Origin of the sequence: Okeania sp. KiyG1, from assembly GCF_014132355.1 — a bacterium.
In the GTDB taxonomy this organism is placed as follows: domain Bacteria; phylum Cyanobacteriota; class Cyanobacteriia; order Cyanobacteriales; family Microcoleaceae; genus Okeania.
Genome location: NZ_BLZO01000141.1, coordinates 1 through 13426, shown reverse-complemented (window position 1 = coordinate 13426; position 13426 = coordinate 1). Strand labels below are relative to the sequence as shown.

Here is a 13426-nt window from a genome sequence, read left to right as displayed (position 1 = left end):
GTATTTGTTACAAGTTCCAAACCATGTAATGAATCTATTTGTTAACCCTAAAGTAACTAAAAGTAGAAAAAAGGAGAAACAATTATGCTAGAAGTAGGTTGGTTTAGCACCAAATTATTATTCAAAGGAAAACTATTACGAAATCCATTTTATTTTTTCAAACAAGTAACTATAGCTACTTCTTTTGGTGCTTTATTACTAATAGCAATGGCAAAAATGGGCACAACACTATTGCTGCCAATTATTATTTCTAGTCTTGTAACTGGAATCTCTATGCCATTTTTGCTGAAAGATGTGAAGTTGCAATAGGAAGATAGGAAGAAAAGAATAAAAATGACCAAAAAATCAGGTCAATAGCTTCCCCTTTTAAGGGAATAAAAAGCGGTCGTTAGCAAAGCTTCCCGAAGGGTGGAATGGCGATCTTCGGAGCGGGTCTGCAAGAACGGGTCCCGTCGCCATATCCAATCGACCAAGACAGCGGTCGATATTCGGAGCTTCCCGGAGGGTGGAATGGCGATCTTCGGAGCGGCTCTGTCAAGAGCTAGTCTCCTGAGCATATCCAATGGACCAAGAGAAAAGAGAATTCCATATTTTCAAGCCTCCCTATTACAGGAGGTACTGTTAACGCAGTTCCTCCAACAGGAGGCTAACTGATAACTGATAACTGATAACTGATAACTGAAGTGACTCAAGCCAAACTTCCCTTACAAGAGTCTGTGAGTTTAGAATCTCTAGTATCTGATATTACTCACTTTGAGCAAGCGATCGCTCATTGGGATGAAAATCAAAAGGTAGTGGTTGAAGGGTTGAAAAATGCCATAGAAGCATTACATAAAGAAGCCTTAACCCGATTAATTCGTAGTGTAAAACAGGAGTCTATGCCAGCATTGCGTCAGGCAGTGCAAGATGAAGTAGTTTATAGTCTACTGCGCTATCACGAATTGATTAAACCACCTACGCCTTCTCTAGAAATTAGGATTCAGCAGGCATTAGATGAAGTGCGTCCCGGTTTGCAAAGCCATAACGGCAATGTGGAATTAGTCGCCATAAAACTACCGGATACCGTGGAAGTAAAATTAGTGGGAAATTGCAGTAATTGTCCTGCTTCAACCTTGACCATGAAAGAGGGAGTCGAGCAGGCAATTAAAACCCACTGTCCGGAAATCAAAAAAGTGGTTTCGGTCAATACTCCAGTTAGTGGAAAAGCAAGCAATACTATTGCGAGTCCGTTTGTTGCACAAGAGGAAACAGGTTGGGTTGCTTTAGCAAATATTGACCAGATACCGAAAGCTGGTATTTTAGCTGTTGATGTGGACGGGTTGAAATTAATTTTGACTCGTGTGGGTAATGATGTCATTGCCTATCGTAATAGTTGTAGTCATTTAGCTAAACCTTTAGATGAAGGAGAAGTAATAGAAGGTATTCTCACTTGCCCATTTCATAACTTTAAATATAACTTAGCAACCGGAGAATGTTTAACTGCTCCAGAAATGACCTTGCAACAGTATCCGGTAACGATGAGAGGCGATCGGGTTTTGATTCAGTGCTAGGAGGATAAAAGGTATATTTTAGGTTTAGGGGGGCAATAATATTAATCAGGACTTACACATAACCGCCATATGTATTAGGGGTTAACGGCCGTTAACCCCTAGATATGGTATAATTGTAAAGTTTTCCTCTACAACCCTCCTAGATTATGAATCAAACCAAACTCTTATTCATCGACCCCAAGGTAGAAAATTACCATCATTTAATTGCAAATGTTGACCCTCAGACAAAAGTAGTTATCCTACAACCTAATCAAAATGGTATAGACAAAATAGCTGAAAACTTAAGTAAATACCATCAACTAGAAACAATTCATATTATTTCTCATGGCGCAAAAGGTACTTTGTACCTGGGAAACAGTATCCTGAATTTAAACAATATTCATCAATATAGTGAGAGTATTCAACAGTGGGGCAAATGTTTGTATGCTGATGGGGAAATATTGATTTATGGTTGTCAGGTGGCAAGTGGTAAGGAAGGTAAAGAATTTGTCCGACAACTGCATCAACTCACAGGAGCAAATATTGCTGCATCGGAAACACTGACTGGAAATGTTAACAGAGGTGGTAACTGGAATTTAGAAGTAATATTTGGTCAACTCAAGTCAGCGTTAGCATTTACCCCAGAAGTTAGGGCAAGTTACGCTGGGGTGTTGGCAAATATTGTGGTAGATACTACTAATGATGTAGTGGATAATAGTGATGGAGTTACTTCTCTGCGGGAAGCAATTATTGAGGCGAATAGTACACCGGAAGATGATACTATTCAATTAACGGCAGGAGCAACATATAATCTGACTATCTCAGGGAGTGATGAAGATGCTGCTGCTACCGGAGATTTAGATATTCTTGCTGGTGGTGGAGAAATAACAGTTATTTCACAAGGAGGAGAACAAGCTGTTATTGATGCTGGGGGTGAAACAGGAATCAATGACAGGGTGTTCCATGTTTTGGAAGGTGCTGCCCTAGAGTTGGAGAATGCAGAAGTCACTGGTGGGTTTCTTCGGTTTCGTGATTCAGGTATGGGTGGAGGTATCTTAAGTTCAGGTACAGTTAGTATTAGCCATAGCAGTATTATTGGCAATTATGCATACAATGGTGGTGGAGGTATCTACTCATCAGGTACAGCTAGTATTAGCCATAGCACTATTGGTAGTAATATTATTATTGAAGTAGGCAGTAATCTTGAGAACCGTGGTATAATCAGTATCAATGACAGCACTATTAGCGGTAACAGTGGTGGTGGTATAGGGAACTTTGGTACAGCGAGTATCAACAACAGCACTATTAGTGGCAATAGTATAGCAGAGTTGGGTGCTGGCATTTTTAACTCAGGTATAGCCACTATCAACAATAGCACTATTAGTGGCAACTCAGCATTCTTTATTGGTGGTGGCATCAATAACAGGGGTATAGCCACTATCAACAATAGCACTATTAGCGACAACGATGCACAAGCTGATGGTGGCATTTCTAACTCAGGTGCAGTCACTATCAACAACAGCACTATTAGTGGCAACTCAGCATTGTTTCAAGGTGGTGGCATGGGGAACCGTGGTACAGTCACTATCAACAACAGCACTATTAGTAGCAACCTTGGTCATGGCATTTACAACGCAGGCACAGCAAGTATCAGCAACAGTACCATTACTCGCAATGAAGATCCTTTTGAAAGAAGTGCCATTTTAAGCCGAGGTTTTGATGGGCCTGACTTTGTACCCTCCACAACCCTTACTTCTACCATTGTCTCTGGTAACTTCAATACTGACTTTGATGCTACAGGAAGTAACAATATATTTATCAGTGGTGGCAACAATCTCATTGGTACAGGTAACGCCATTGATAACTTCAACGGTGACAACGACCAAACAGGAATTACCGACCCTCTACTTGGAGAGCTAGCTGACAATGGTGGCCCTACCTTAACCCATTTACCCCTACCCAATAGTCCCGCTATTGATGCAGGAAGTAATCCCAACGCACTTACTAACGACCAACGAGGTGAACCGAGATTTGTAGGAGAGGGGGTTGATATTGGTGCAGTAGAATTACAAAATTCACCAAAAATTACTGGCACTCGTGAAAGCGAACGCCTGAATGGTACAAATGAAAACAACACCATTACAGGTTTGGCAGGTAATGACACTATAGATGGTCGTGGTGGTGATGACCGAATTATTGGTAGTCGAGGTAGCGACTTCCTCTATGGAAAAGACGGAAACGATACCCTCCAAGGTCGTCAAGGTAGCGATCGCCTCTTTGGTGGTAATGGTAATGACTCTCTCGTTGGTGGTATTGGTCGCGATCGCTTCAATGGTGGTGTTGGTAACGATACTCTAACTGGTGGTGCTAGTATTGACCGCTTTATTTTCAATACCAATCAAGAATTTACTCCAGAGGATGTAGGAGTAGATACCATCACCGACTTTGTGCCGGAAAAAGATATTATTCTCCTAGACAAAAGCACTTTTACTGAAATTACCAGTAACTCAGGAGTAGGTTTCAGCGTTAATATTGAATTTGCTATAGTTACCAGTGATGCTGATGCTGAAATCTCAGCAGGAGTTATTGTTTATAACAGCAACAACGGTAAATTATTCTACAATGCAAATGGTACAGAAGCAGAATTTGGCAGTGGTGGTGAATTTGCTAATCTCACGAATACCCCATCTATTAGTGAGGATGATTTCTTGCTCAGAGGATAAGCAGGTATATAGCACTACGCGCATAGGGGAGCCTTCGGATTGGCGACGTACAGAAGTCAGTAGGGGCGAATGGCATTTGCGTTCCGCAAAGCTCCGAATTGCGCCCGTACAGAAGTCATATCATGTCCAGATTGTATAGCTAAGGTAAGGAAGAAGGAAAAGGGAAGAAGCAGAAAGATTTAAGAGCAAGAAAAAAACTTAAATTTCCTGTAGATATTTACCCTTGGGGTTTACACAAACGATTGCCTTCGGACATGATCTCAAAAGTAATCCCTGACTAACTTCGCCGAATCCGAAGAGCGCGGGGTCGCATCCGCTTTTTCTTGTATTGCCTCTACCTATAGACCGACAAGTAGCTCAAAAATTTTTACGCACCACAAAGATACCAAATGGCTTCTTTAAGCTATCATAGATATTGTCAGGACTTATGCACAGACACTAAATTGAGTGAGGGCGAATGCCATTCGCCCCTACATATAGCGTTTTCGAGGTGAAGTATGCGTAAGTCCTGATTGTTTGATTCACTAATTTCACTCACTTAACTATTTCGGAGTACATAACAAGATGCAATACAAATTATTAGGAAAAAGTGGACTCAGAGTATCCGAACTCTGTTTAGGCACAATGACCTTTGGCGAAGACTGGGGTTGGGGTTCTTCTAAAGAAGAAAGCCAAAGAATTTATCAAGTCTTCCGTGAAGCAGGTGGTAATTTTATTGATACTGCCAATGTTTACACTAACGGTACAAGTGAGAAATTTCTCGGTGAGTTTATTGCCTCGGAAAGAGAAGCTGTTGTTTTAGCTACTAAATATACCAATGGTTTGGGCGATAATAATCCTAATGGTGGCGGGAACCAACGCAAAAATATGGTGCAGTCGGTAGAAGGTAGTCTCAAACGTCTTAATACTGACTATATCGATGTTTTATGGTTGCACGCTTGGGATTTTATGACCCCACCGGAAGAAGTAATGCGGGCATTTGACGATTTGGTTAGAGCAGGAAAAGTCTTGTATATTGGTATTTCTGATACTCCTGCTTGGGTTGTTTCTCAATGCAATACCTTGGCTGAATTACGGGGTTGGACACAATTTATCGGTTTACAAATTGAGTATAGTCTGATTCAACGCACTCCAGAAAGAGAACTTTTGCCGATGGCTCATACTTTGGATATTGGAGTAACTGCGTGGTCGCCTCTAGCTAGTGGTTGGTTGACTGGGAAATATACTAAAGCTAATACAGTAGAAGAAGAGCGCAGACTAGACAATGAAATGATGAAAGATTTTGTGAATCAGAGCGGTCGCAATTTGAGTATTGCTAAAGAAGTAGATAAGGTTGCAGAAGAAATAGGAAAAAGTTCGTCACAAGTTGCTTTAAGTTGGTTATTACATAAGGGTGTAATTCCCATAATTGGAGCTAGAAAAGTTTCTCATATTCAAGATAATCTTCAATGTGTGGATGTGGAATTATCAGCAGAGCAAATTCAGCAACTTGATCAAGTAAGTCAAATTGAACTCGGTTTTCCTCACGATTTCTTTAACGCAGATATGGTCAAAAACTTTGTGTACAGTGGTACATTTGACAAAATTGATAATCATCGTTATTCACAATTAAAATAGATATTTTGCGAAAAGAGGGAGTAGGGAGTAGGGAGTAGGGAGTAGGGAAAAAAGATTAATCTTTAGGACTTACGCAGTAGAAAGATTTCCATCATTGCGACCGATAGGGTTTGCGCAGCATTCCGGAACGGAAAGCAATCTCAAACGCTACTTTTTTGTACCTCGTGCGTAAGTCCCGATCTTAAAACTGTATCTCACGCTTCCTCAAAAGTGCTGTAATAGATATCCCAAAAAAAGAGGGAATAAGGAGCGTATTTTAGGCGCATACTTGGGCAGAAAAATCATTCTTACAATTCTTACTCCTACCTCCTCGCTCATTCCAATTTCTCCCCTCCTGGGAGGGGTTAGGGGTGGGTTGTCTCCTGTCTTCCCCTCCCCTCCACGGTCGGGGTTAGGGGTGGGTTGTCTCCTGTCTCCTGTCTCCTCCCCCTACTAAAAGACTTTTTCAGCAAACCCTAATTAAGATTAATATCATACACGCGCTTCACCAACACCTGAATTGTTAGCGATCGCCTTTTAATTCAGGTCTTTCGTTTTCTTCAAGAGTTAAAGAATTAAATGCACCAGCATTATATTTACCACTGCCACTGACTCGCAGGTATGCTATCGGAAATGTTGCTAACATCAAAAGTAATAACCCGACACAAATTGAGACATATTTGTGCAACTTTTGCCTTTGTCGTACAGTCAGAACTTTTTGTTTGTATTCACTAGCTTGTAACATTGTATTGTACCTCCAAAAAATCATTCAATTCAAAAGTCAAAATTCAAAAGTCAAAAGTAATCTTTGAAATCAAATCCGCTCGAGTTCTGTATAAAAAAATGTTCCATCTGAGCTTCATTGCCAAATCTTTCTCGACATTCCCCTCCAGGGAGGGTTAGGGGTGGGTCCCCATCTCCCCATCTCCCCATCTCCCCATCTCCCCATCTCCCCATCTCCCCATCTCCCCATCTCCCCATCTCCCCATCTCCCCATCTCCCCATCTCCCCATCTCCCCATCTCCCCATCTCCCCATCTCCCCATCCCCCCATCTCCCCATCTCCCCATCTCCCCATCTCCCCATCTCCCCATCTCCCTATTTAGGCATTAATGGCAGATATGGAAACAGAGGATGCCAATTCATTACTGTGGCAGCAACGAGAAATGTAAACAGGAAGAAAAAGATAGTTGAAAACTGAACCTGTTCATGTTTCCAAAGTTGACTAAGGAGGAACCAGCTAAATAACCAAGCGATTAACATTATTGTTTCTTTCCCTGAGTAACTACCAATTTCACCCTATAAGGGGTCGGGGTAATTAACAGCTTGACATAATCTATGATTATCTGGTATTATCTGTAATAATCTATTTTTGATTTTATGCTACTAGGATTCAAAACTGAGTTAAACCCTAATAATCGGCAAAAAACCTTACTGGCTAAACACGCTGGTGTAGCCCGTCATGCTTATAATTGGGGACTATGGTTGACTAAGAACATTCTCGATCACAATTCAAATAATCCTGATAGTAAACTGAAATTTCCTACCGCAATTGACCTGCATAAACTTTTGGTGGCAATGGTTAAACCGAATAACTATTGGTATTATGAAGTCTCTAAAACAGCACCTCAATATGCTTTGAGGTATTTATCAAATGCTTGGAAGCGTTGCTTTAACAAAATTTCTGGTAGACCTAAATTCAAGAAAAAAGGTAAAGATGATAGTTTCACTTTAGATGGTTCCATATCAGTAGGTTTTAATCGTATAAAGTTACCTCGAATTGGTTGGGTTAAAACCTTTGAAATCTTGCCAGATAATGTTACTCCTAAATCTGTAACTATAACTAAGGCATCTGATAGATGGTTTGTCAGTTTTAAGATAGACTCAGCTTCCATAAATACTGAGAAATCAGTAGACGTAGTTGGTGTAGATTTAGGGGTAAAATCTCTAGCTACCTTATCTACTGGAGAGGTTTTTGTTGGTGCCAAATCTTACAAAAAGTTAGAATCTAAACTATCACGACTGCAATACCTCAACAGGCATAAAACCAAGTTTTCCAATAACTGGAAAAAAGCACAGCTAAAAATAGCTCAGTTACATAACAGAATAGCTAACATCAGGAAAGATACACTGCATAAACTAACTACTTATTTGGCTAAAAACCACAGTCAAATAGTAATAGAAGACTTAAATGTATCAGGAATGATGTCAAATCACAAGCTGGCTAAGGCTGTTGCTGACATGGGTTTTTATGAGTTTCGTAGACAGTTAGAGTACAAGTGTGAGCTATATGGTTCCCAACTAACCGTTGTTGATAGATGGTTTCCCAGTTCTAAAACTTGTTCTAACTGTGGAATTGTTAAAGAATCTCTGTTTTTATCAGAGCGTGTTTTTAATTGCGAACACTGCAGTTTTAGCTGCGATCGAGACTTGAATGCAGCGTTAAATTTAGCTATGGCGGTCAGTTCGACCGTGACAGCCTGTGGACTGGATAACGCCGACGTTGCCAGGTTGAAGCAGGAATAGAACAGATAATCACAGATTTCTATAGATTATCATAGGTTTCTAAGAACGGTTGTGACTGCCAGGTATCCAATCACCCAAACTCCAAACCTTTGTTTCCCAAACTTTAAATAAACTACAAAAATGCTGGTTAACCATTAATGCAAAACAACTGAAAGCTGCACTCACAAGTGCTGCTGCTGCACTTAAGTATGTAAAGAAATTGGAAGTTTTACCCAAAAACAACTCCCTACACCAACTTTACTGGTTACATCAATTTTGCCTCCATGAACCTGAATTAAGGTTTGAGCGATCGCCATGCCTAACCCTGTTCCTTCTCGTCGTTCAATTCTGGCGCTTTCGCTCCGCCACAAACGTTCAAATATGTGGGGTAACTCTTCTGGAGCAATACCAATTCCTGTATCTTCTACTGCAATAATTGCTGTTTCATTATCGGCGAACAAAGAAACTGTGACTTTCCCCTCTTTAGGCGTATATTGCACGGCATTCTCAATTAAATTAGAAAATACCCGTTGTAGTTGCTGTCCATCTCCCAAAACCCAGATATCTGAATCAAGGTTTGAATTAAGGTCAATATCTTTTTTTTCTGCTTCACTACGAGCAAATTCGATAGTGTCTTCCAGAATTTCATCTAAGGGAAGGGGTATTTTTTCCAGACTCATCAAGGCAACCGAACCATCTAGACGTGCTAATAACAATAAATCTTCTACCAAATGTGTCATGCGATAGCTAGCATCGGCAATGGCATCTACTTTATTTTTATCTACTGGATCGATACGTTCGGGATGACTTTGTAATACAGAAATGGAACTTTTAATTGCCGTGAGTGGACTCCTTAATTCGTGGGACGCATCAGCGGTAAATTGTTTGAGTCTCTCAAAACTTTCACCAATGGGTTGTAAGGATTTGTTGGTTAACCAAATTGCACCCCATGCAGTTAAGCTGACTGCAACTACGCCACCAATTATTAATCCCCATCGTAGTCTTTCTAGCTGAACATCCAACACTCCAGTAATATGACTGGCGCGGATATAACCTGATAGTCTTTCAGTCTCGCTTCTAGGGGGGGTATAAAATACTGGCAGAACCAAACTACGAATTTTATTTCGTTCTAGAATATTACCGGAACGCTGTAAATTATCTGATAGAGACCAGGTGACATCCAGATCGCCTTCTCGAATTATCAATTTTTGCTTTTCATCGAACCATTCTACTCCTTGAGCATAATAAAGTAGACGGTGTTTGGGAACAGCAAGAGTTCCGTGGCGGTCATATCCTGCCATTAGGTCGGCAAGTTTTGGATAAGTTTTTGGATAATAACTTTGATAATGTTCTTCTGGTAGTTGGTCTTCGTCATATTCTCCTTCTTCGTGTTCATTAGATTCATGTTTGACAATTTCTAAGGTTTGAGATGCGGCTTCTGCTAATTGGAGTAAGTAGTCATTAAATTGTTGGTTGAGGTCGTAAGTTACCCAACGTTCCACGACTAAAAATGATACGCCTAAAGTTGCTACCATTATCCCCAAATAGAAGCGCATCAGATGCCATCGCACTGTTCTTAACTGTTTAAAATTAGACATTTTATATAGGTATCCGGATAATTAGTTATTGCATAATGAGAGGAGTCATTTCAGTTATCAGTTATCAGTTATCAGTTATCAGTACCTCTAGTTAAAGTAAAGTGAATTGAAATATTGAACTTGATTTTTTTTCATACCCTTGAAAGGCTATGCTTTATAGACATCTTTCTTAACATAAAACGTAGACATTAGATAGAAGTTATGTGTTAGCCATTCAATGGGTATTCCGGGAGAGTAAACGTATTTAATTAGAGGCTTTTTTCCCCATCTCCCCATCTCCCCATCCCCCCATCTACAGGTTTTCAGGAGTTCCTTATCAGGGATAGTTTGAAAGGGGAGGCTTGAGACCTTATTTTTTTGTCAGTAGGAAGAAAGGATGAAAGTTGGAATTATCTGGGGATATTCCGGCATTTTATGTCTGTATTGCATGGAAGTAGAAAGTGCGATAACTGTATAACCGGATTTTATATTATATCATTTTGAAAAAGAATGTTACGAATAATAAGTGTGATTAAAAAACTTTGAAGGAGATGTCCCTTTGACAAAGCGGTCGTTTTGCTGGCGCATAACTACGTTAACGCTCCGCGACATGTTTGCGGAGCATGACCTAGGAAAAAGCGTAGCTTCCCGTAGGGTGGGATGGCGAGGAAACCTGCGCCATATCCATGAGACCAAGAAAAAATCAAGTTCAATATTTCAATTCACTTTACTTTAACTAGAGGTACTGATAACTGATAACTGATAACTGATAACTGATAACTGATAACTGATAACTGAAATGACTCCTATTGGTATTAGACATTAGGATTAAGTCGATAACCGACACCATATATATTTTCAATAAAATTAGCAGGTGCCCCCGCATTTTTCAATTTTGAGCGCAACCCACGCACATGAGCTTTAACGGTTTCTTCTTCTGGTGGGTCTTCAAATTCCCAGAGATTATCAAGAATAGCACGACGACTGAGAATACGACTATTGCTGCGGAGTAATAATTCTAGCAAAGCATATTCTTTGGGAGTAAGTTGTAATAATTGCTCGTTATACTTGACTTCATAATGATTAGGGTCGAAACGGAGTCGTTCCCATTCTAAAATAGGAGGTAGTGTTGTTTCTTGGCGTCGTAACAATGCTCTAATTCTGGCCAACAACTCTTTGAGATCAAAGGGTTTAACAACATAATCATCCGCCCCTACATCTAATCCTAAAACTCGGTCATCGCTAGTATCTTTACCTGTCAACATTAAAATTAACGTCCGGTTTCCCGAACTTCGTAACTGTTGGCAAACAGTAATTCCATCTAATTTAGGTAAAATTAGGTCGAGGATAATTAAATCGTAAGTAAAAGTTTTGGCCAGCTCTAAACCTTCTGTTCCATCTTGAGCAGTTTCTACAACATAATTGCGATCGCGTAATGCTTCCGAGAGTGCATCGGCAACTTGTTTATCATCTTCAACTAAAAGAATTTTCATACTGGCGTTGCTGAATTAGTGTATGGTATTAATCTTAATTCTTTAGTGCTGTAGTGGACTGACACAGCTAAAACTGTGCACTCTTATTTTTATTTCTAGGTGTCTTTATCTCCCCACAGTCCCAGTCCACTACTGGCCACTAAAACTTGACATTTGACAAAAAGATGAGCGACAATTGATTTTTTAGTCCACTTGACAGGGATGAAATGAAAAAGTTAGTATATTTTTAGTTGAGAACCTTGATAAATAAATAGGAATACATTTTTGGTCATTTCTTAGTAGTTAAGGGTGGCTAATGGGTGGTTTTTCATCTTTGCATGGTACCCCACATACGCACCTCGGAGAATCGCTCAAACCCTGATTCTCTCGTTGAACTGCGTTGATGCCATGCCAGGAGCGGGTTTGAGCCTTGTCATTTTGGCAAAATTAGCTCTGTTGATGATAAAATCAAAGGGGTGCGTATATTTGAGTATCTCAAACCCTTGCTCTGTCTGGGTTCTAGATCGTAGCTCTTTCCGAACCCTAATCCCTAATTAGGGATTGAAACAAACCATGCCTTTTGGCCGGGGTTTAACCACACTAGATACTTTCCGAACCCTAATCCCTAATTAGGGATTGAAACTGCACGGTTTAATCCTTTGAATGGGCGGAGAGCTTTCTGCTTTCCGAACCCTAATCCCTAATTAGGGATTGAAACGTTAAATAGTAACCCATTAATCTTCTCCTATTGATTGTATAACTTTCCGAACCCTAATCCCTAATTAGGGATTGAAACACAGAAACAGCAACGGAAGCGAAAAGTTTCTTGAAATCTTTCCGAACCCTAATCCCTAATTAGGGATTGAAACTTTTGTGATATCATATAAGAGCCTTAGCTCGATCAGTCTTTCTTTCCGAACCCTAATCCCTAATTAGGGATTGAAACTCCAGGAAATTCGGAATCTTTTGCGAAATTAATGACTTTCCGAACCCTAATCCCTAATTAGGGATTGAAACGTTTTTGCACTTTCCATTACCGTCGTATACTTGGTACCACTTTCCGAACCCTAATCCCTAATTAGGGATTGAAACCTTCTGTATATACCCGGCATGTTTCAATTTGCTGGCTTTCCGAACCCTAATCCCTAATTAGGGATTGAAACACTTTGTATTGGTCATCATAAGGTTCACATTTATAACTTTCCGAACCCTAATCCCTAATTAGGGATTGAAACTTTTAGCCATTGTTTCCTCCTTTAATATGGCTATGAACTTTCCGAACCCTAATCCCTAATTAGGGATTGAAACCTCTAGTTTTAGATACTCAACCAAAACATTAATCCAACTTTCCGAACCCTAATCCCTAATTAGGGATTGAAACTTTTCCTGTTAAAGGGGATTGAAAAATTCTTTGAGTACTTTCCGAACCCTAATCCCTAATTAGGGATTGAAACCTGGATCATTAGCCTGCATCATCATCAGGAACGCTGATGCCTTTCCGAACCCTAATCCCTAATTAGGGATTGAAACAAGAACCCTGATTTCTTCTCCAACTGCTAAAAAGGCAGGGACTTTCCGAACCCTAATCCCTAATTAGGGATTGAAACATAAATAGAAACTCGTTGTTGCCACTGGATATGCTGGTTTTCCGAACCCTAATCCCTAATTAGGGATTGAAACAATAAAAGACTTGGACATTGGATATTTCTCCATAAATACTTTCCGAACCCTAATCCCTAATTAGGGATTGAAACTACCCGGTTCGTAACTAAACTCATACACAGCGTCTTCCTTTCCGAACCCTAATCCCTAATTAGGGATTGAAACAGGGTAGCTTTATAAGCTTGGATAAGCTTTATTTGATATGCTTTCCGAACCCTAATCCCTAATTAGGGATTGAAACCTCAACAGCTTCCATGTATATTTTACCCAAACCCATTACTTTCCGAACCCTAATCCCTAATTAGGGATTGAAACAAAAATATCTACGTAAAAACATTTTGCTCCAGTAGAACTAGAGTCACC

General features: G+C 40.1%; 9 protein-coding genes and 1 CRISPR repeat array. Of the genes, 5 read left to right on the top strand and 4 right to left on the bottom strand.

All coding sequences use genetic code 11. From position 1 onward, the window contains the following. The first annotated feature begins 84 nt into the window (after positions 1–84). The 4 genes from SAGCYANO_RS33270 (at position 85) to SAGCYANO_RS33255 (ending at position 5869) form a co-directional block, all read left to right on the top strand. Complete coding sequence (locus SAGCYANO_RS33270) at positions 85–309, top strand: hypothetical protein (protein ID WP_202223961.1); 225 nt, start codon at positions 85–87, stop codon at positions 307–309. Between the two features lie 374 nt (positions 310–683). Beyond that, positions 684–1550, top strand: a complete 867-nt coding sequence (locus SAGCYANO_RS33265; RefSeq protein WP_202223960.1) for a NifU family protein — start codon at positions 684–686, stop codon at positions 1548–1550. Between the two features lie 146 nt (positions 1551–1696). Beyond that, positions 1697–4252 carry a DUF4347 domain-containing protein gene (locus SAGCYANO_RS33260; protein ID WP_202223959.1) on the top strand — a complete coding sequence of 852 codons (2556 nt, stop codon included), beginning with the start codon at positions 1697–1699 and terminating at the stop codon, positions 4250–4252. A gap of 564 nt (positions 4253–4816) precedes the next feature. Continuing rightward, positions 4817–5869, top strand: coding sequence for an aldo/keto reductase (locus SAGCYANO_RS33255; protein WP_202223958.1), 1053 nt, complete (start codon positions 4817–4819; stop codon positions 5867–5869). 502 nt (positions 5870–6371) lie between these two features. Here the strand turns inward: SAGCYANO_RS33255 and SAGCYANO_RS33250 are convergent. Together SAGCYANO_RS33250 and SAGCYANO_RS33245 are read right to left on the bottom strand one after the other, a co-directional pair. Next, a complete protein-coding gene (locus tag SAGCYANO_RS33250; RefSeq protein ID WP_202223957.1) occupies positions 6372–6593 on the bottom strand; it encodes a hypothetical protein in 222 nt (73 codons plus the stop codon). 114 nt (positions 6594–6707) lie between these two features. Beyond that, a complete protein-coding gene (locus tag SAGCYANO_RS33245) occupies positions 6708–6941 on the bottom strand; it encodes an isopentenyl pyrophosphate isomerase (RefSeq protein WP_237396934.1) in 234 nt (77 codons plus the stop codon). A 286-nt stretch (positions 6942–7227) separates the two neighbouring features. Here SAGCYANO_RS33245 and SAGCYANO_RS33240 point away from each other — a divergent pair, with 286 nt between their 5' ends. Beyond that, positions 7228–8373, top strand: a complete 1146-nt coding sequence (locus SAGCYANO_RS33240; RefSeq protein WP_202223955.1) for an RNA-guided endonuclease TnpB family protein — start codon at positions 7228–7230, stop codon at positions 8371–8373. A 182-nt stretch (positions 8374–8555) separates the two neighbouring features. Here the strand turns inward: SAGCYANO_RS33240 and SAGCYANO_RS33235 are convergent, their stop codons facing one another. Together SAGCYANO_RS33235 and SAGCYANO_RS33230 are read right to left on the bottom strand one after the other, a co-directional pair. Beyond that, positions 8556–9950, bottom strand: a complete 1395-nt coding sequence (locus tag SAGCYANO_RS33235) for a cell wall metabolism sensor histidine kinase WalK (RefSeq protein WP_202223954.1) — start codon at positions 9948–9950, stop codon at positions 8556–8558. A 794-nt stretch (positions 9951–10744) separates the two neighbouring features. After that, positions 10745–11422 carry a response regulator transcription factor gene (locus SAGCYANO_RS33230; protein WP_202223953.1) on the bottom strand — a complete coding sequence of 226 codons (678 nt, stop codon included), beginning with the start codon at positions 11420–11422 and terminating at the stop codon, positions 10745–10747. Positions 11423–11933: 511 nt separating this feature from the next. Beyond that, a CRISPR array of direct repeats spans positions 11934–13378; the repeat unit is 36 nt; unit sequence CTTTCCGAACCCTAATCCCTAATTAGGGATTGAAAC. Between the last annotated feature and the right edge of the window lie 48 nt (positions 13379–13426).

What these genes read in the sequence shown, in the direction of transcription:
- SAGCYANO_RS33240 (WP_202223955.1), top strand. Translation starts at nt 7,228, where the DNA reads ATGCTACTAGGATTCAAAACTGAGTTAAACCCTAATAATCGGCAAAAA.
- SAGCYANO_RS33260 (WP_202223959.1), top strand. Translation starts at nt 1,697, where the DNA reads ATGAATCAAACCAAACTCTTATTCATCGACCCCAAGGTAGAAAATTAC.
- SAGCYANO_RS33250 (WP_202223957.1), bottom strand. Translation starts at nt 6,593, where the DNA reads ATGTTACAAGCTAGTGAATACAAACAAAAAGTTCTGACTGTACGACAA.
- SAGCYANO_RS33255 (WP_202223958.1), top strand. Translation starts at nt 4,817, where the DNA reads ATGCAATACAAATTATTAGGAAAAAGTGGACTCAGAGTATCCGAACTC.
- SAGCYANO_RS33245 (WP_237396934.1), bottom strand. Translation starts at nt 6,941, where the DNA reads ATGGGGAGATGGGGAGATGGGGAGATGGGGAGATGGGGAGATGGGGGG.
- SAGCYANO_RS33230 (WP_202223953.1), bottom strand. Translation starts at nt 11,422, where the DNA reads ATGAAAATTCTTTTAGTTGAAGATGATAAACAAGTTGCCGATGCACTC.
- SAGCYANO_RS33235 (WP_202223954.1), bottom strand. Translation starts at nt 9,950, where the DNA reads ATGTCTAATTTTAAACAGTTAAGAACAGTGCGATGGCATCTGATGCGC.
- SAGCYANO_RS33270 (WP_202223961.1), top strand. Translation starts at nt 85, where the DNA reads ATGCTAGAAGTAGGTTGGTTTAGCACCAAATTATTATTCAAAGGAAAA.